27 protein-coding genes are annotated in these 17,813 nt (G+C 57.3%); 1 reads left to right on the forward strand and 26 read right to left on the reverse strand.

The window, feature by feature from the left end:
* Positions 1-9: 9 nt before the first annotated feature.
* The gene (locus ACLH0I_RS26350) at positions 10-1,407 is read right to left on the reverse strand and encodes an MFS transporter (RefSeq protein WP_250962635.1); all 1,398 of its coding nucleotides are present in this window, start codon (positions 1,405-1,407) and stop codon (positions 10-12) included.
* A 179-nt stretch (positions 1,408-1,586) separates the two neighbouring features.
* On the opposite strand from ACLH0I_RS26350, the gene uvrA reads away from it, so the two are divergent.
* The gene (gene uvrA, locus ACLH0I_RS26355) at positions 1,587-4,421 is read left to right on the forward strand and encodes an excinuclease ABC subunit UvrA (RefSeq protein WP_186729629.1); all 2,835 of its coding nucleotides are present in this window, start codon (positions 1,587-1,589) and stop codon (positions 4,419-4,421) included.
* Positions 4,422-4,598: 177 nt separating this feature from the next.
* Here the strand turns inward: uvrA and bfr are convergent, their stop codons facing one another.
* From bfr to rpsS, 25 genes are all read right to left on the reverse strand, one after another.
* Positions 4,599-5,063, reverse strand: a complete 465-nt coding sequence (gene bfr, locus ACLH0I_RS26360; protein WP_014340470.1) for a bacterioferritin — start codon at positions 5,061-5,063, stop codon at positions 4,599-4,601.
* A gap of 158 nt (positions 5,064-5,221) precedes the next feature.
* Positions 5,222-6,670 (reverse strand): catalase, encoded by a 1,449-nt coding sequence (locus ACLH0I_RS26365; RefSeq protein ID WP_411385777.1) that lies wholly within the window; start codon positions 6,668-6,670, stop codon positions 5,222-5,224.
* Positions 6,671-6,893: 223 nt separating this feature from the next.
* A complete protein-coding gene (gene rplQ, locus ACLH0I_RS26370; protein ID WP_003186009.1) occupies positions 6,894-7,280 on the reverse strand; it encodes a 50S ribosomal protein L17 in 387 nt (128 codons plus the stop codon).
* Positions 7,281-7,322: 42 nt separating this feature from the next.
* Positions 7,323-8,324 (reverse strand): DNA-directed RNA polymerase subunit alpha, encoded by a 1,002-nt coding sequence (locus ACLH0I_RS26375; RefSeq protein WP_003186012.1) that lies wholly within the window; start codon positions 8,322-8,324, stop codon positions 7,323-7,325.
* A 22-nt stretch (positions 8,325-8,346) separates the two neighbouring features.
* Positions 8,347-8,967, reverse strand: a complete 621-nt coding sequence (gene rpsD / locus ACLH0I_RS26380) for a 30S ribosomal protein S4 (RefSeq protein WP_003176404.1) — start codon at positions 8,965-8,967, stop codon at positions 8,347-8,349.
* Between the two features lie 18 nt (positions 8,968-8,985).
* On the reverse strand, positions 8,986-9,375 hold the full coding sequence (gene rpsK / locus ACLH0I_RS26385) for a 30S ribosomal protein S11 (RefSeq protein WP_002555466.1): 390 nt from the start codon (positions 9,373-9,375) through the stop codon (positions 8,986-8,988).
* Positions 9,376-9,405: 30 nt separating this feature from the next.
* Positions 9,406-9,762 carry a 30S ribosomal protein S13 gene (gene rpsM / locus ACLH0I_RS26390; RefSeq protein WP_003194635.1) on the reverse strand — a complete coding sequence of 119 codons (357 nt, stop codon included), beginning with the start codon at positions 9,760-9,762 and terminating at the stop codon, positions 9,406-9,408.
* A 130-nt stretch (positions 9,763-9,892) separates the two neighbouring features.
* Complete coding sequence (gene rpmJ, locus ACLH0I_RS26395; RefSeq protein WP_002555468.1) at positions 9,893-10,009, reverse strand: 50S ribosomal protein L36; 117 nt, start codon at positions 10,007-10,009, stop codon at positions 9,893-9,895.
* A 30-nt stretch (positions 10,010-10,039) separates the two neighbouring features.
* Positions 10,040-11,368: a preprotein translocase subunit SecY gene (secY, locus tag ACLH0I_RS26400; protein WP_018612224.1), complete on the reverse strand. Its 1,329-nt coding sequence runs from the start codon at positions 11,366-11,368 to the stop codon at positions 10,040-10,042.
* On the reverse strand, positions 11,369-11,806 hold the full coding sequence (gene rplO / locus ACLH0I_RS26405; RefSeq protein WP_003186032.1) for a 50S ribosomal protein L15: 438 nt from the start codon (positions 11,804-11,806) through the stop codon (positions 11,369-11,371).
* 3 nt (positions 11,807-11,809) lie between these two features.
* Positions 11,810-11,986 (reverse strand): 50S ribosomal protein L30, encoded by a 177-nt coding sequence (gene rpmD / locus ACLH0I_RS26410; RefSeq protein ID WP_003186033.1) that lies wholly within the window; start codon positions 11,984-11,986, stop codon positions 11,810-11,812.
* A 2-nt stretch (positions 11,987-11,988) separates the two neighbouring features.
* Entirely contained in the window at positions 11,989-12,489 is a 501-nt protein-coding gene (gene rpsE / locus ACLH0I_RS26415) for a 30S ribosomal protein S5 (protein WP_003186035.1), read from the reverse strand.
* A gap of 3 nt (positions 12,490-12,492) precedes the next feature.
* Entirely contained in the window at positions 12,493-12,843 is a 351-nt protein-coding gene (gene rplR / locus ACLH0I_RS26420; RefSeq protein ID WP_003186037.1) for a 50S ribosomal protein L18, read from the reverse strand.
* Positions 12,844-12,853: 10 nt separating this feature from the next.
* Complete coding sequence (gene rplF, locus ACLH0I_RS26425; protein ID WP_003186039.1) at positions 12,854-13,387, reverse strand: 50S ribosomal protein L6; 534 nt, start codon at positions 13,385-13,387, stop codon at positions 12,854-12,856.
* Between the two features lie 12 nt (positions 13,388-13,399).
* The gene (gene rpsH, locus ACLH0I_RS26430) at positions 13,400-13,792 is read right to left on the reverse strand and encodes a 30S ribosomal protein S8 (RefSeq protein WP_003186040.1); all 393 of its coding nucleotides are present in this window, start codon (positions 13,790-13,792) and stop codon (positions 13,400-13,402) included.
* Between the two features lie 210 nt (positions 13,793-14,002).
* Entirely contained in the window at positions 14,003-14,308 is a 306-nt protein-coding gene (gene rpsN / locus ACLH0I_RS26435; RefSeq protein ID WP_003186042.1) for a 30S ribosomal protein S14, read from the reverse strand.
* A gap of 13 nt (positions 14,309-14,321) precedes the next feature.
* Positions 14,322-14,861 carry a 50S ribosomal protein L5 gene (gene rplE / locus ACLH0I_RS26440; RefSeq protein WP_003186044.1) on the reverse strand — a complete coding sequence of 180 codons (540 nt, stop codon included), beginning with the start codon at positions 14,859-14,861 and terminating at the stop codon, positions 14,322-14,324.
* Between the two features lie 22 nt (positions 14,862-14,883).
* Positions 14,884-15,198 carry a 50S ribosomal protein L24 gene (rplX, locus tag ACLH0I_RS26445; protein ID WP_186546713.1) on the reverse strand — a complete coding sequence of 105 codons (315 nt, stop codon included), beginning with the start codon at positions 15,196-15,198 and terminating at the stop codon, positions 14,884-14,886.
* 11 nt (positions 15,199-15,209) lie between these two features.
* Positions 15,210-15,578, reverse strand: coding sequence for a 50S ribosomal protein L14 (gene rplN / locus ACLH0I_RS26450; RefSeq protein WP_002555479.1), 369 nt, complete (start codon positions 15,576-15,578; stop codon positions 15,210-15,212).
* 23 nt (positions 15,579-15,601) lie between these two features.
* Positions 15,602-15,868 (reverse strand): 30S ribosomal protein S17, encoded by a 267-nt coding sequence (rpsQ, locus tag ACLH0I_RS26455; protein ID WP_003176419.1) that lies wholly within the window; start codon positions 15,866-15,868, stop codon positions 15,602-15,604.
* A 2-nt stretch (positions 15,869-15,870) separates the two neighbouring features.
* Complete coding sequence (gene rpmC / locus ACLH0I_RS26460) at positions 15,871-16,062, reverse strand: 50S ribosomal protein L29 (RefSeq protein ID WP_002555481.1); 192 nt, start codon at positions 16,060-16,062, stop codon at positions 15,871-15,873.
* On the reverse strand, positions 16,062-16,475 hold the full coding sequence (gene rplP, locus ACLH0I_RS26465) for a 50S ribosomal protein L16 (RefSeq protein ID WP_003186052.1): 414 nt from the start codon (positions 16,473-16,475) through the stop codon (positions 16,062-16,064). Before rplP ends, rpmC begins: the two co-directional genes overlap by 1 nt.
* 12 nt (positions 16,476-16,487) lie before the next feature.
* Positions 16,488-17,174: a 30S ribosomal protein S3 gene (gene rpsC, locus ACLH0I_RS26470; protein WP_003176422.1), complete on the reverse strand. Its 687-nt coding sequence runs from the start codon at positions 17,172-17,174 to the stop codon at positions 16,488-16,490.
* 13 nt (positions 17,175-17,187) lie between these two features.
* Positions 17,188-17,520, reverse strand: coding sequence for a 50S ribosomal protein L22 (rplV, locus tag ACLH0I_RS26475; protein ID WP_003103908.1), 333 nt, complete (start codon positions 17,518-17,520; stop codon positions 17,188-17,190).
* A gap of 11 nt (positions 17,521-17,531) precedes the next feature.
* Positions 17,532-17,807: a 30S ribosomal protein S19 gene (gene rpsS / locus ACLH0I_RS26480; protein WP_002555486.1), complete on the reverse strand. Its 276-nt coding sequence runs from the start codon at positions 17,805-17,807 to the stop codon at positions 17,532-17,534.
* Positions 17,808-17,813 lie beyond the last annotated feature (6 nt).

The raw sequence follows: 17,813 nt of genomic DNA on the forward strand, positions 1-17,813 counted from the left end.
AACGTTCTCCTAGGCTTCGCACGTAGTCGGGGCCGGGTTGTTCACCAGGCGCTCGAGCGTCGCGCGATCCAATAATTCGGTGTCCAGTTTGATGTATACGGCCGCCTCGTCGGCGACCACCACTGCATCGGTTACTCCAACGACGGCCTTCAGACGCTCGGTCAGGCCAGCCTCACGAATCGCCTCGGGCGATAAGGGCAAGCGCAGGCTCGTCACATAGGGAGGTTCGCGCATGGTAACAGCAAAGGCTAGCCAAAGTGCAGCCAGCGCGGCGCATCCCAGGAACACAACCGACAAACCGCCATGCTGGAACAACCAGCCGCCCAGGATCCCGCCCAACGCCGAGCCCAGGAACTGGCTGGTGGAGTAGACCCCCATCGCCGTGCCCTTGCCGCCCGCTGGTGAAACCTTGCTGATCAGCGACGGCAGCGATGCTTCCAGCAGATTGAACGCGGTGAAGAACACCACCGTGCCGATCACCAAGGCTCGCAAGCTATCGCCGAACTGCCAGAAGAATAGCTCAGTGAGCATCAGCGTCACGACGGCGCCGAGCAAAACTCGTTTCATTTTGCGTCGTTTCTCGCCATAGATGATGAAGGGAATCATGGCGAAGAACGAAATCACCAGCGCCGTCAGGTAGATCCACCAGTGCTGCTCCTTGGGCAGGCCGGCCTTCTCGACCAATGCCAACGGCAAGGCGACGAAGCTGGACATCAGCATGGCGTGGAGCACGAAGATGCCCAGGTCCAGGCGCAACAGGTCCGGGTGCTTGAGCGTCGGGATCAGTGCCTGGCGCGCCACCCCCGACTCGCGATGCTGCAGCGGCCCGGTGGCGCGCGGCACCATGAACGCCACGATCAGGATTCCCACCAGGGCCATGGCGCCGGTCGCCAGGAACAGGCCCGACAAGCCAAAGGCACGGGTCAGCAAGGGGCCGACCACCATGGCCACGGCGAACGACAGACCAATGGTCATGCCGATCATGGCCATGGCCTTGGTGCGATGTTGTTCGCGGGTCAAATCTGACAGCAGTGCCATGACGGCCGCGGAAATAGCCCCGGCGCCCTGTAGGATGCGTCCGGCAATCACGCCCCAGATCGAGTCGGCATTGGCCGCCAGCACGCTGCCGAGGGCGAAGACGATCAGCCCAAGGTAGATGACCGGGCGCCGGCCGATGCGGTCGGAAATGATCCCGAACGGGATCTGGAAGATCGCCTGGGTCAGGCCATAGGCGCCGATCGCCAAGCCGATGAGGGCCGGCGTCGCGCCCGCCAGGTCCATGCCATAGGTCGCCAGCACCGGCAACACCATGAACATGCCCAGCATACGAAAGGCGAACACCAGGGCCAGGCCGCTCGCTGCGCGGGTCTCGCCACGACTCATGCGTTCGCTGTGGGGATCTTGCATGGAAAAACCTCATGTGAACCGGCGGCGATTCTACCAGTCCCATCGATTGAGAGGGTATATGGCGACCGTTTGCCGCGCAGTCTTCATGTATGGCCGCAATCGCGTCCTCAATAGTGTGCATCCATCCAGTATTTGCCCGTATACTCCTACGTTTTCGACGCCCGCCGAGCGAGGCCACTTTGGACAAGATCCTGATTCGTGGGGCCCGTACCCACAACCTGAAGAACATCGACCTGACCCTGCCACGGGACAAGCTGATCGTCATCACCGGCCTGTCCGGATCCGGCAAGTCATCCCTGGCCTTCGACACGCTGTACGCTGAAGGCCAGCGCCGCTATGTCGAATCGCTGTCGGCCTACGCCCGGCAGTTCCTGTCGATGATGGAAAAACCCGACGTCGACACCATCGAAGGCCTGTCGCCGGCCATTTCCATCGAACAGAAGTCGACCTCCCATAACCCACGGTCGACGGTCGGCACCATCACCGAGATCTACGATTACCTGCGCTTGCTGTATGCGCGGGTCGGTATTCCTCGTTGCCCCGATCACGACATTCCCCTGGAAGCCCAGACCGTCAGCCAGATGGTCGACCTGGTGCTGGCCCAGCCGGAAGGCAGCAAGCTGATGTTGCTGGCGCCGGTGATTCGCGAGCGCAAGGGCGAACACCTGATGGTTTTCGAAGAGCTGCGCGCCCAGGGCTTCGTGCGGGCCCGGGTCAACGGCAAGCTGTGCGAACTGGACGAGTTGCCGAAGCTGGATAAACAGAAGAAGCACTCGATCGATGTGGTGGTTGACCGCTTCAAGGTCCGCGCCGACTTGCAACAGCGCCTGGCCGAGTCCTTCGAGACCGCGCTGAAACTGGCCGACGGCATCGCCCTGGTCGCACCGATGGACGACGAACCCGGCGAAGAGATCATTTTCTCCGCACGCTTCGCCTGCCCGATCTGCGGCCATGCCATCAGCGAGCTGGAACCCAAGCTGTTCTCCTTCAACAACCCGGCCGGCGCCTGCCCGACCTGCGACGGCCTGGGGGTCAAGCAGTTCTTCGACACCAAGCGACTGGTCAATGGCGAACTGACCCTGGCCGAAGGGGCGATTCGCGGCTGGGACAGGCGCAACGTCTATTACTTCCAGATGCTCGGTTCGCTGGCGGCCCATTACAAGTTCAGCCTGGACAAGCCGTTCAACGAATTGCCCGCCGACCAGCAGAAATTCATCCTGCACGGCAGCGGCTCGCAGAACGTCGACTTCAAATACCTCAATGACCGCGGCGATATCGTCAAGCGCTCCCACCCGTTCGAAGGCATCGTGCCGAACCTGGAGCGCCGCTACCGCGAGACCGAATCGGCCAGCGTGCGCGAAGAACTGGCCAAGTTCCTCAGCACCCAGCCCTGCCCCGATTGCCGTGGTACGCGCCTACGTCGCGAAGCGCGGCATGTGTGGGTCGGCGAGAAGACGCTGCCGGCGGTGACCAACTTGCCCATTGGCGACGCCACCGATTATTTCGGTGGACTGAAACTTACTGGCCGTCGCGGCGAAATCGCCGACAAGATCCTCAAGGAAATCCGCGAGCGCCTGCAGTTCCTGGTGAACGTCGGCCTGGACTACCTGACCCTGGACCGCAGTGCCGACACCCTGTCCGGTGGCGAAGCCCAGCGTATCCGCCTCGCCAGCCAGATCGGCGCCGGCCTGGTGGGGGTGATGTACATCCTCGACGAGCCGTCCATCGGCTTGCACCAACGAGATAACGACCGGTTGCTCGGAACCCTGAAGCACCTGCGGGACATCGGCAACACGGTGATCGTGGTCGAGCACGACGAGGACGCCATCCGTTTGGCCGACTACGTAGTGGACATCGGCCCGGGGGCAGGCGTGCATGGCGGGCACATCGTCGCCCAGGGCACCGCCGCCGAAGTCATGGCGCACCCTGACTCGTTGACGGGCAAATACCTGTCGGGCCGGGTCAAGATCAAGGTCCCGGCCAAGCGCACGCCGCGCAACAAGAAGCTGTCGCTGACCCTCAAGGGGGCTCGCGGCAACAACCTGCGCAACGTCGACCTGGAAATCCCCATCGGCCTGCTGACCTGTGTCACTGGCGTGTCTGGCTCCGGCAAGTCGACGCTGATCAACAACACCTTGTTCCCCCTCAGCGCCACGGCCCTGAACGGCGCCACCACCCTGGAAGCGGCCGCCCACGACAGCATCAAGGGCCTGGAGCACCTGGACAAGGTGGTCGACATCGACCAAAGCCCGATTGGCCGCACACCGCGCTCCAACCCGGCGACCTATACCGGGCTGTTCACCCCGATCCGCGAACTGTTCGCCGGCGTGCCGGAGTCCCGTTCACGGGGCTACGGCCCGGGGCGTTTCTCGTTCAACGTCAAGGGCGGGCGCTGCGAGGCCTGCCAGGGCGATGGCCTGATCAAGGTGGAAATGCACTTCCTGCCCGACATCTACGTGCCGTGCGACGTGTGCAAGAGCAAGCGCTACAACCGCGAAACCCTGGAGATCAAATACAAGGGCAAGAACATCCACGAAACCTTGGAGATGACCATCGAAGAGGCCCGGGCGTTCTTCGACGCGGTACCGGCCCTGGCCCGCAAGCTCCAGACGTTGATGGATGTAGGGCTTTCGTACATCAAGCTGGGGCAGTCGGCGACGACCTTGTCTGGCGGTGAAGCCCAGCGGGTCAAGTTGTCCCGCGAGCTGTCCAAGCGCGATACCGGCAAGACCTTGTACATCCTCGACGAGCCGACCACCGGCCTGCACTTCGCCGATATCCAGCAATTGCTCGACGTGCTGCACCGCCTCCGCGACCACGGCAACACCGTGGTGGTGATCGAACACAACCTGGACGTGATCAAGACCGCCGACTGGCTGGTGGACCTGGGGCCGGAAGGCGGTTCCAAAGGTGGCCAGATCATCGCCGTGGGGACGCCGGAACAAGTGGCCGAGATGAAGCAGTCCCACACGGGTTACTACCTCAAGCCGCTACTGGAGCGTGATCGGGACTGATTTCACCCCGGGCACGAAAAAGCCCCTGCCATCTCATCGATGGCAGGGGCTTTTTGTTGTTTCCCTGTGGGAGCGAGCTTGCTCCGGGCGGCGATCCGACGATAGCGGTATATCAGTCACGTTTTTGCTGGCTGATCCACCGCTATCGCGAGCAAGCTCGCTCCCACAATGGATACATCAGAACTGCGATTGCAGGTAGTTCTCCAACCCGATCAGCTTGATCAACCCCAACTGCTTTTCCAGCCAGTAAGTGTGATCTTCTTCGGTGTCGTTGAGCTGGATACGCAAGATCTCGCGGGTCACATAGTCGTTGTGCTGCTCGCAGAGTTCGATGCCTTTGCACAGCGCAGCGCGGACTTTGTATTCCAGGCGCAGGTCGGCGGCGAGCATGTCCGGTACGGTGGTCCCGACATCCAGGTCATCGGCACGCATGCGCGGTGTACCTTCGAGCATCAGGATCCGGCGCATCAGTGCATCGGCGTGCTGGGTCTCTTCTTCCATCTCGTGGTTGATACGTTCGTAGAGCTCGGTAAAACCCCAATCCTCGTACATCCGCGAATGGATGAAATATTGATCACGGGCTGCCAGCTCGCCGGTCAGCAACGTGTTGAGGTAATCGATTACGTCTGGGTGACCTTGCATCGCCCTACATCTCCACAAGCTTTTAAAGGTTGTAGTTTGAACCAAGCTGACCGCAAGGTCACTGCCTCAACGCAATAAAAGCGAAGAAAATCTGAGAAAACCAAGCTAAATAACGCAAAAACCGCCCTAATGAGGGCGGTTCTGCTTCTCGTTTAGACTTAGTTAAGCGCTACGCCCAACGCCTTCGCGATACCTTCTCCATAAGCAGTATCTGCTTTGTAGAAATGCTGCAGTTGACGGTCCACTACGTCCGCCGAGACACCGCCCATCGCGCCAGCGATATTATTGATCAGCAGGGCTTTCTGCTCATCGTTCATCAAGCGGAACAGCGCACCGGCATGGCTGTAGTAGTCGGTGTCTTCGCGATGGTCATAACGATCCGCCGCGCCACTGAGGGCCAGCGCCGGCTCCGCGTAACGCGGGGCCTGCTTCGGCGTCTCTACATAGCTGTTGGGCTCGTAGTTCGGTGCCGCCCCGCCATTGCTGCCAACCGCCATGGCGCCGTCGCGCTGGTAGGTGTTGACCGGACTACGTGGCGCATTCACCGGCAATTGCTGGTGATTGGTGCCCACACGGTAGCGGTGGGCATCGGCGTAGGCGAAGACACGGCCCTGCAGCATTCGATCCGGCGAGAGGCCAACCCCTGGCACCATGTTGCTCGGACCAAATGCCGCCTGCTCGACTTCAGCGAAGTAGTTCAGCGGGTTACGGTTGAGTTCGAGTTCGCCCACTTCGATCAACGGGAATTCTTTCTGCGACCAGGTCTTGGTCACGTCGAACGGGTTCTCGTAATGCGCCGCGGCCTGGTCCTCGCTCATGATCTGGATGCAGACGCGCCATTTCGGGAAGTCACCGCGCTCGATGGCCTCGAACAGGTCACGCTGGGCGTAATCCGGGTCGGTGCCCGCCAGGCGTGCCGCCTCTGCTGGCGCGAGGTTCTTGATGCCTTGCAAGGTCTTGTAGTGCCACTTCACCCAGTGCCGCTCACCCTGTGCATTGATCAGGCTGTAGGTATGGCTGCCGAAGCCGTGCATGTGGCGGTAGCCATCTGGAATACCGCGGTCAGAAAACAGGATGGTGACCTGGTGCAGCGCTTCAGGCGAATGCGACCAGAAATCCCACATCGCCTGGGCACTTTTCAGGTTGCTTTGCGGCAGACGCTTCTGGGTGTGGATGAAATCTGGAAACTTCAATGGATCACGGATGAAGAATACCGGCGTGTTGTTGCCGACGATGTCCCAGTTGCCTTCCTCGGTATAGAACTTCAAGGCGAAACCGCGCGGATCGCGTTCAGTGTCGGCCGAACCACGCTCGCCACCCACGGTGGAAAACCGCAGGAAGGTGGGCGTCTGCTTGCCGATCGACTCGAACAATTTGGCGCTGGTGTACTGGGTGATGTCCTGGGTGACGGTAAAGGTGCCGTAGGCGCCCGACCCTTTGGCATGCACACGACGCTCGGGGATGTTCTCGCGGTTGAAGTGAGCAAGCTTCTCGATCAAGTGAAAGTCGTCGAGCAGCAGCGGGCCGCGCGGACCGGCGGAGCGAGAGTTCTGGTTATCGGCGACTGGAGCGCCGCTGGCGGTCGTAAGCGTTTTGATCTGGCTCATGCTCAATCTTCCTAGGTCGGTCTTCGAACTGCCGGCTAATCGGCTGGAAAGGAGTATCGATCATGTTAGTGACAGTATCCAAATTCATTAAATCATGGACATCGATAGTCATTATCTAAGACTGACCACTTGCCGATAGCCAAGCGAGACGAAACGGCCTACCGGCTTTTCTCAAGGCAACAAAAAACCGGGCACAAGGCCCGGTTTTTTGTATGTTGCCGACTTACTCAGCGGATACAGCTTCACCGCTGGTAGCACGATCAACCAACTCGACGTACGCCATAGGCGCGTTGTCGCCAGCGCGGAAACCGCACTTGAGGATGCGCAGGTAGCCACCCTCACGGGTAGCGTAACGCTTGCCCAGGTCGTTGAAGAGCTTACCAACGATAGCTTTCGAACGAGTACGGTCGAAAGCCAGACGGCGGTTAGCCAGGCTATCTGTCTTGGCCAGAGTGATCAGCGGCTCAGCAACGCGACGCAGTTCTTTGGCTTTCGGCAGTGTAGTTTTGATCAGCTCGTGCTCGAACAGCGACACCGCCATGTTTTGGAACATGGCCTTGCGGTGCGAGCTGGTGCGGCTCAGGTGACGACCACTTTTACGATGACGCATGGTTCATTCCTTACCAAACACAACGTTCGGTGATTACGACGATCAGGCAGTCGCCTTGTCGTCCTTCTTAAGACTTGCAGGCGGCCAGTTGTCGAGGCGCATGCCGAGGGACAGACCGCGGGAGGCCAGAACGTCCTTGATTTCAGTCAAGGATTTCTTGCCAAGGTTCGGAGTCTTCAACAGCTCTACTTCGGTACGCTGAATCAGGTCGCCGATGTAGTAGATGTTTTCCGCCTTAAGGCAGTTAGCCGAACGTACAGTCAGTTCCAGATCGTCAACCGGGCGAAGCAGGATCGGATCGATCTCGTCTTCCTGCTCGACAACCACTGGCTCACTGTCACCCTTGAGGTCGACGAACGCAGCCAACTGCTGTTGCAGGATGGTTGCAGCGCGGCGGATAGCCTCTTCAGGATCCAGGGTACCGTTGGTTTCCAGATCAATAACCAGCTTGTCCAGGTTGGTACGCTGTTCGACACGGGCGTTTTCCACCACGTATGCGATACGGCGAACCGGGCTGAACGAAGAGTCAAGCTGCAAGCGACCGATGCTGCGGCTTTCGTCTTCATCGCTCTGACGCGAGTCTGCCGGTTCATAACCACGACCACGAGCTACGGTGAGCTTCATGTTCAGGGCGCCGTTAGACGCCAGGTTAGCGATTACGTGATCGGGGTTAACGATCTCGACATCATGATCCAGCTGAATATCGGCAGCGGTAACCACCCCCGAACCCTTCTTCGACAAGGTCAGCGTAACTTCGTCACGACCGTGCAGCTTGATAGCCAGACCTTTAAGGTTCAACAGGATTTCAATTACGTCTTCCTGTACACCTTCGATGGCGCTGTACTCGTGGAGCACACCGTCAATCTCGGCCTCGACTACTGCACAGCCGGGCATTGAGGACAACAGGATGCGGCGCAGCGCGTTGCCCAGGGTGTGGCCGAAACCACGCTCGAGAGGCTCGAGCGTGATCTTGGCGCGGGTTGGACTGACAACCTGCACATCAATATGGCGGGGTGTCAGGAACTCATTTACCGAAATCTGCATGGATGCACCTATTTTCTAGCCCTTACTTGGAGTAGAGCTCGACAATCAGGCTTTCGTTGATGTCGGCGGACAGATCACTGCGAGCAGGAACGTTCTTGAAAACGCCCGACTTCTTCTCAGTGTCTACTTCTACCCATTCTACGCGGCCACGTTGGGCACACAGATCGAGAGCTTGGACAATGCGAAGTTGGTTCTTTGCTTTCTCGCGAACAGCAACCACGTCACCAGCACGAACCTGGTAGGACGGAACGTTTACGGTCTGACCGTTAACGCTGATCGACTTGTGCGATACCAGCTGACGGGATTCGGCACGAGTAGAACCGAAACCCATACGGTATACAACGTTGTCCAGACGGCATTCGAGCAGTTGCAACAGGTTTTCGCCGGTTGCGCCTTTCTTGCCAGCTGCTTCTTTGTAGTAGCCGCTGAATTGACGCTCGAGAACGCCGTAGATACGACGGACCTTCTGCTTTTCACGCAGTTGGGTGCCGTAGTCGGACTGGCGACCGCGGCGTTGGCCGTGGATACCAGGTGCTGCTTCAATGTTGCACTTCGATTCGATCGCGCGCACGCCGCTCTTCAGAAAAAGATCGGTGCCTTCGCGACGAGCGAGTTTGCATTTTGGACCAATGTAACGAGCCATTCTTTACAATCTCCTGGATTACACGCGGCGCTTCTTCGGCGGACGGCACCCGTTGTGCGGGATTGGCGTCACGTCGGTGATGCTGGCGATCTTGTAGCCACAGCCGTTCAAAGCGCGGACTGCGGATTCACGACCTGGACCTGGACCCTTGACGTTGACGTCGAGGTTTTTCAGGCCGTATTCCAGCGCAGCTTGACCAGCACGCTCAGCAGCTACTTGAGCAGCGAACGGGGTGGACTTGCGGGAACCGCGGAAACCCGAACCACCGGAGGTAGCCCAGGAAAGAGCGTTACCTTGACGGTCGGTAATGGTCACGATGGTGTTGTTAAAAGAAGCATGGATGTGGGCGATGCCATCAACCACTGTCTTTTTAACTTTTTTACGAGGACGAGCAGCAGGTTTTGCCATGATTAAATTCCTGTCGATTCGCTGGGGCGATTACTTGCGGATCGGCTTACGCGGACCTTTACGGGTACGCGCGTTGGTCTTGGTACGCTGACCGCGTACTGGCAGACCACGACGATGACGCAGACCGCGATAGCAACCGAGGTCCATCAAGCGCTTGATTTTCATGTTGATTTCGCGACGCAGGTCACCTTCAGTGGTGAACTTCGCCACTTCGCCACGCAGCTGTTCGATCTGCTCGTCGCTCAGATCTTTGATCTTTGCCGCTGGGTTGACCCCAGCCACTGCACAAATTTTCTGCGCAGTAGTGCGACCAACACCATAGATGTAGGTCAGCGAGATAACAGTATGCTTGTTATCTGGAATGTTGACGCCTGCAATACGGGCCATTCAGTGGGACTCCAATTGACAGCTACCTACGCCCCGGAAGCCAAGAAATAGGGCGCGAGATAATATCGCTGTAATAACAAATAATCAACCCGGCAGCGCACTAGCTGCCGGGCTTAAAGCACAATCACACTCAGCCTTGGCGCTGTTTGTGACGCGGTTCCGCGCTGCAAATTACCCGAACAACACCTTCGCGGCGAATAATCTTGCAGTTACGGCACAGCTTTTTCACCGATGCACGAACTTTCATCACCAACTCCTCGAACCTTATGGACGCTACTCAGCGCAACATGCCGCTGCCGTAGCCCTTCAGGTTGGCTTTCTTCATCAGGGATTCGTACTGGTGCGAAACGAGGTGCGATTGTACTTGGGACATGAAGTCCATCACAACCACGACCACGATCAGCAACGAGGTCCCGCCAAGGTAGAACGGTACGTTTGCCGCAACCACCAGGAACTGGGGAAGCAAGCAGACGGCCGTCATGTAAAGAGCACCGAACAAGGTCAAACGAGTCAGAACGCCATCAATGTAGCGCGCCGACTGCTCACCTGGACGGATGCCCGGAATAAAGGCACCGGACTTCTTCAGGTTTTCCGCTACGTCTTTCGGATTGAACATCAACGCCGTATAGAAGAAGCAGAAGAAAATAATCCCTGCACTAAACAGCAGAATATTCAACGGCTGACCAGGAGCGATCGACTGCGAGATGTCCTGCAACCAGCCCATACCTTCAGACTGGCCGAACCAGGCACCCAACGAAGCCGGGAACAGCAAGATGCTGCTCGCGAAAATAGCCGGGATAACGCCGGCCATGTTCACCTTCAACGGCAAGTGGCTGGTCTGCGCAGCAAACACCTTGCGGCCCTGCTGACGCTTGGCGTAGTGAACAGCAATACGACGCTGGCCACGCTCAATGAACACCACGAAACCGATAATCGCTACTGCCAGCAAACCGATGGCAACCAGGGCGAAGATGTTGATATCACCCTGACGCGCAGACTCGAAAGACTGCCCGATCGCTCTCGGAAGACCGGCGACGATACCTGCGAAGATCAACATCGAGATACCGTTGCCAACACCACGCTCAGTAATCTGCTCACCCAGCCACATCATGAACATCGCGCCCGCCACAAAAGTGGTTACCGCAACGAAATGGAAGCCAAAGTCACCAGTGAACGCTACGCCCTGCCCCGCCAAGCCGATGGACATGCCAACGGCCTGGACGAGAGCGAGGACGACAGTGAGGTAGCGGGTGTACTGGCTGATCTTGCGACGGCCAGCTTCACCTTCCTTCTTCAACTGCTCCAGCTGCGGGCTGACGGCGGACATCAGTTGCATGATGATCGATGCCGAAATGTACGGCATGATCCCCAGTGCAAAGATGCTCATCCGCTCCAGCGCGCCGCCGGAAAACATGTTGAACAAGCTAAGAATGGTCCCCTCATTCTGTCGAAACAGGTCCGCGAGTCGGTCCGGGTTGATACCTGGAACCGGGATGTGTGCGCCTATTCGGTAGACGATAATCGCCAGGAACAGAAAACGCAGACGAGCCCAGAGTTCAGACATACCGCCTTTGCCGAGCGCAGAGAGAGCACCTTGCTTAGCCATTTATTCCTCGAACTTGCCGCCAGCTGCTTCGATAGCCGCACGCGCACCTTTGGTGGCGCCGATTCCCTTTCCGATGGTGACAGCACGAGCAACTTCGCCCGACAGCATGATTTTCACACGCTGAACGTTCTGGTTGATCACGTTGGCATCCTTCAGGGACTGCACGGTGACGATGTCGCCGTCCACTTTGGCCAGCTCGGACAGACGCACTTCTGCGCGGTCCATGGCTTTCAGGGAAACGAAACCGAACTTCGGCAGGCGACGATGCAGCGGCTGTTGACCGCCTTCAAAGCCTGGAGCAATGGTGCCACCGGAGCGGGAGGTCTGACCTTTGTGGCCGCGGCCACCGGTCTTGCCCAAACCACTACCGATACCACGGCCCGGACGATGCTTTTCGCGACGGGAACCCGGCGCTGGACTCAGATCATTGAGTTTCATCGATTAACCCTCGACACGCAGCATGTAGTAAGCCTTGTTGATCATCCCGCGATTCTCGGGAGTATCCAGGACTTCTACAGTGTGACCGATGCGACGCAGACCCAGACCCTTAACGCACAGTTTGTGGTTAGGGATGCGGCCGGTCATGCTTTTGATCAGCGTAACTTTTACGGTAGCCATGATCAGAAGATCTCCTTGACGCTTTTGCCACGCTTGGCGGCAATGGATTCAGGAGACTGCATTGCTTTCAAACCCTTGAAAGTGGCGTGAACCACGTTTACCGGGTTAGTCGAGCCGTAGCACTTGGCCAGAACGTTCTGAACGCCAGCAACTTCGAGGACAGCACGCATAGCGCCGCCAGCGATGATACCGGTACCTTCAGAAGCAGGCTGCATGTACACCTTCGAAGCGCCATGGGCGGACTTCATTGCGTACTGCAGAGTGGTGCCGTTCAGATCAACCTGGATCATGTTGCGGCGAGCAGCTTCCATTGCCTTCTGGATCGCAGCAGGCACTTCACGCGACTTGCCACGGCCGAAGCCAACACGGCCTTTACCATCACCCACTACGGTCAACGCAGTGAAAGTGAAGATACGGCCGCCTTTAACGGTTTTGGCTACGCGGTTAACTTGAACCAGCTTCTCGATGTAGCCTTCGTCGCGCTTTTGGTCGTTATTTGACATAACTTAGAACTCCAGCCCAGCTTCACGAGCAGCATCAGCCAGCGCCTTGACGCGACCGTGGTACTTGAAGCCAGAGCGGTCGAAAGCCACCTGCGAGACGCCAGCGGCTTTAGCACGCGTAGCGACCAGCTGGCCAACCTTAGTGGCCGCGTCGATGTTGCCAGTGGCGCCATCACGCAGTTCTTTATCCAAAGTCGAGGCACTTGCCAGGACTTTGTTGCCGTCGGCCGAAATGACCTGGGCGTAGATGTGCTGCGACGAGCGGAACACGCAGAGACGCACGACTTCGAGTTCGTGCATTTTCAGGCGTGCTTTGCGAGCGCGACGCAGTCGAGTAACTTTTTTGTCGGTCATTTGCTATGCCCTACTTCTTCTTGGCTTCTTTACGACGGACGACTTCGTCCGCGTAGCGCACACCTTTGCCTTTGTACGGCTCTGGTGGACGGAAGTCGCGGATCTCGGCGGCCACTTGACCTACCAGCTGCTTGTCGATGCCCTTGATCAGGATATCGGTCTGGCTAGGAGTCTCAGCGGTGATGCCTTCCGGCAGTTCATAATCCACTGGATGCGAGAAGCCAAGAGCCAGGTTCAGCACTGTGCCTTTTGCTTGCGCCTTGTAACCAACACCGACCAGCTGGAGCTTGCGCTCGAAGCCTTGGCTTACGCCTTGGACCATGTTGTTTACCAACGCACGAGTGGTACCAGCCATTGCGCGAGTCTGTTGATCGCCATTGCGAGCAGCGAAACGCAGCTCACCAGCTTCTTCAACGATCTCGACGGACGAATGGATGTTCAGTTGCAGAGTGCCCTTGGCACCCTTCACCGAAAGCTGTTGGCCTGCGAATTTGACTTCGACACCGGCTGGCAGCTTAACGGGGTTCTTAGCGACGCGTGACATGCTTATCCCCCCTTAGAACACAGTGCAAAGAACTTCGCCGCCGACACCGGCAGCGCGCGCAGCACGATCCGTCATCACACCCTTGTTGGTGGAGACGATAGACACACCGAGACCGCCACGAACTTTTGGCAGATCATCGACGGACTTGTACTGACGCAGGCCTGGACGGCTAACGCGCTTCACTTCCTCGATGACCGGACGGCCTTCGAAGTACTTCAGCTCGATGGACAGCAGAGGCTTGATTTCGCTGCTGATCTGATAACCCGCAATGTAACCTTCGTCCTTCAGGACTTTGGCAACAGCTACCTTCAACGTGGAAGATGGCATGCTTACGACGGACTTTTCAGCCATCTGGGCATTACGGATACGAGTTAGCATGTCCGCTAACGGGTCCTGCATACTCATGGGCTAGACGCTCCTAATACACAAAAAATTAGCCTTTCGGCTAGTACGTGTCGCCGAGCGCATCCGCGCAATAAAAACACGGGCTCAGGCGAGCCGGGTATTCTAGACACACCCCACAAATGAATCAAGCCCCAATAGGGGCTTGATTCAAGTTCAAGGTCACCGGCGGTCAGGATCTTGCGACCTCGAACGCCGTGACTTTGACAGTGCTTACCAGCTGGCTTTGACCAGACCTGGAACGTCACCACGCATTGCAGCTTGACGCAACATGTTACGGCCAAGGCCGAACTTGCGGTACACGCCGTGCGGACGACCAGTCAGGCGGCAGCGGTTACGCATGCGCGAGGCGCTTGCGTCACGTGGCTGCTTCTGCAGGGCTACGGTAGCTTCCCAACGCGCTTCTGGACTTGCGTTCAGATCCACGATGATAGCTTTCAGCGCTGCACGCTTGGTGGCGTACTTGGCAACGGTGAGCTGACGCTTCAGCTCACGGTTCTTCATGCTCTTCTTGGCCATTTTCCTACTCCAATCAGTTGCGGAACGGGAATTTGAAAGCGCGCAGCAGTGCGCGACCTTCGTCATCCGTCCGAGCAGTGGTGGTCAGGGTAATGTCCAGACCGCGGAGAGCATCGATCTTGTCGTAATCGATTTCCGGGAAAATGATCTGCTCTTTAACGCCCATGCTGTAGTTGCCACGACCATCGAAGGACTTGGCATTCAGGCCGCGGAAGTCGCGAACCCGAGGCAGGGAGATCGACAGCAGACGATCCAGGAACTCGTACATACGCTCACGGCGCAGGGTCACTTTGACGCCGATCGGCCAACCTTCACGGACTTTAAAGCCAGCGATGGATTTCCGAGCGTAAGTCACGACGACTTTCTGACCGGTGATCTTTTCCAGGTCAGCAACAGCGTGCTCGATGACTTTTTTGTCGCCGATCGCTTCGCCCAGACCCATGTTCAGGGTGATTTTGGTAACGCGCGGAACTTCCATCACGTTCGAAAGCTTAAGTTCTTCCTTAAGTTTCGGTGCGATTTCCTTCCGGTAAATCTCTTTTAGTCGTGCCATGGTCTCATCTACCTAGCAGTGTTCAAGCATCAACCGCTTTTTGGGTCGACTTGAAGACACGAATTTTCTTGCCGTCTTCTACTTTGAAACCAACGCGGTCAGCCTTGTTGGTTTCGCCGTTGAAAATGGCGACGTTAGAAGCATCCAGCGGAGCTTCTTTTTCGACGATACCGCCCTGCACGCCCGACATCGGGTTAGGCTTGGTATGACGCTTGACCAGGTTCAGACCGCCAACAACCAAACGGTTGTTAGCGAGAACCTTAAGCACCTTACCGCGCTTACCTTTGTCTTTGCCGGCGATCACGATGATCTCGTCGTCACGACGAATCTTTTGCATGTCGGATCTCCTTACAGCACTTCTGGGGCGAGCGAGACGATCTTCATGAACTTCTCAGTACGAAGTTCACGCGTCACTGGCCCAAAGATACGGGTGCCGATCGGCTCTTGCTTGTTGTTCAACAGAACAGCAGCGTTGCCATCAAAGCGGATGATGGAGCCGTCAGCACGACGAACGCCATGGCGAGTGCGGACTACGACAGCAGTCATCACTTGGCCTTTTTTCACCTTACCGCGAGGAATTGCTTCCTTGACGGTAACCTTGATGATGTCACCGATACCAGCGTAACGACGATGGGAGCCACCCAGCACCTTGATGCACATAACACGGCGAGCGCCGCTGTTATCGGCCACATCGAGCATGGATTGAGTCTGAATCATATAATTTCTCCGACCCCTAGTCCTTAGACTTCCACAGCGCGTTCGAGAACATCAACCAGCGCCCAAGACTTGGTCTTGGCCAAAGGACGAGTTTCACGAATAGTGACTTTGTCGCCGATGTGGCACTGATTGGTTTCGTCGTGCGCGTGCAGCTTAGTCGAACGCTTAACGTATTTACCGTAGATCGGGTGCTTAACGCGACGCTCGATCAGAACGGTGATGGTTTTGTCCATCTTGTCGCTGACAACACGGCCAGTCAGCGTACGGACAGTTTTTTCGGCTTCAGCCATGATTACTTACCTGCCTGCTGGTTGAGCACAGTTTTCACGCGAGCGATGTCACGCTTAACTTGCGAGAGCAGATGAGACTGCCCCAACTGGCCAGTTGCTTTCTGCATACGCAGATTGAACTGGTCGCGCAGCAGGCCGAGCAGTTGCTCGTTCAGCTGCTGTGCTGATTTTTCACGAAGTTCATTCGCTTTCATCACATCACCGTCCGTTTAACAAAGGAGGTGGCGAGCGGCAGCTTTGCAGCAGCCAGGGCGAAAGCCTCACGCGCCAGCTCTTCAGAAACACCCTCGATTTCATACAGGACTTTGCCTGGCTGAATCTGGGCAACCCAGTACTCCACGTTACCCTTACCTTTACCCATCCGAACTTCGAGTGGCTTCTTGGTGACAGGCTTGTCCGGGAATACACGGATCCAGATCTTGCCGCCACGTTTTACGTGACGGGTCAGAGCACGACGCGCTGACTCGATCTGACGAGCGGTGAGACGACCACGAGCAACAGACTTCAGCGCGAACTCGCCGAAGCTGACTTTGCTACCGCGCAATGCCAGGCCACGGTTGTGGCCGGTCATCTGCTTGCGGAACTTCGTACGCTTTGGTTGCAACATTTGGCGTACCCCTTACTTAGCAGCTTTTTTACGAGGCGCTGGTGCTTGTGGTTTCAGTTCTTCTTGGCGACCACCAATTACTTCGCCTTTGAAGATCCAAACCTTTACACCGATCACACCGTAAGTGGTGTGAGCTTCGTAGTTGGCATAGTCGATGTCGGCACGCAGGGTGTGCAGTGGCACACGACCTTCGCGATACCATTCAGTACGTGCGATTTCAGCACCGCCGAGACGACCGCTCACTTGGATTTTGATGCCTTTGGCACCAATGCGCATTGCGTTCTGTACAGCGCGCTTCATAGCGCGACGGAACATGACGCGACGCTCCAGCTGCTGAGCTACGCTCTGCGCAACCAGCATACCGTCGAGCTCCGGCTTGCGGATCTCTTCGATATTGATGTGCACAGGCACACCCATTTGCTTGGTCAGGTCCTGACGCAGTTTCTCAACATCTTCACCTTTCTTCCCGATAACGATACCTGGACGAGCGGTGTGGATGGTGATACGTGCAGTCTGCGCCGGACGATGGATATCGATACGGCTTACGGACGCGCTTTTTAGTTTGTCTTGGAGATACTCACGCACCTTCAGATCAGCGAACAAGTAGTCCGCATAAGTCCGACCGTCTGCGTACCAGACGGAGGTGTGCTCCTTGACGATTCCCAGGCGAATGCCAATGGGATGTACTTTCTGACCCATCTCTTCGACTCCGTTACTTGTCAGCAACCTTGACAGTGATATGGCAAGACCGCTTGACGATGCGATCAGCACGGCCTTTGGCACGTGGCATGATGCGCTTCAGCGAACGCCCTTCGTTGACGAAAACGGTGCTGACCTTCAGGTCATCAACGTCTGCGCCTTCGTTATGCTCGGCGTTGGCTACGGCCGACTCCAGCACTTTCTTCATGATCTCGGCGGCTTTCTTACTGCTGAAAGCCAACAGGTTGAGCGCTTCGCCCACCTTCTTCCCGCGGATCTGGTCGGCGACCAAGCGGGCTTTCTGGGCGGAGATTCGAGCGCCCGACAACTTAGCGGCTACTTCCATTTCCTAACCCCTTAACGCTTGGCTTTCTTGTCTGCCACGTGCCCACGATAAGTGCGGGTACCGGCGAACTCGCCCAGTTTGTGGCCGACCATGTCTTCGTTAACGAGAACTGGGACGTGTTGACGACCGTTGTGTACTGCGATGGTCAGACCGACCATTTGTGGCAGGATCATCGAACGACGCGACCAGGTCTTAACTGGTTTGCGATCGTTCTTTTCCGCCGCCACTTCGATCTTCTTCAGTAGGTGAAGATCAATAAAAGGACCTTTTTTCAGAGAACGTGGCACTGTCGT

Source organism: Pseudomonas sp. MPB03 (assembly GCF_046605385.1).
Classification (GTDB): domain Bacteria; phylum Pseudomonadota; class Gammaproteobacteria; order Pseudomonadales; family Pseudomonadaceae; genus Aquipseudomonas; species Aquipseudomonas zanjanensis.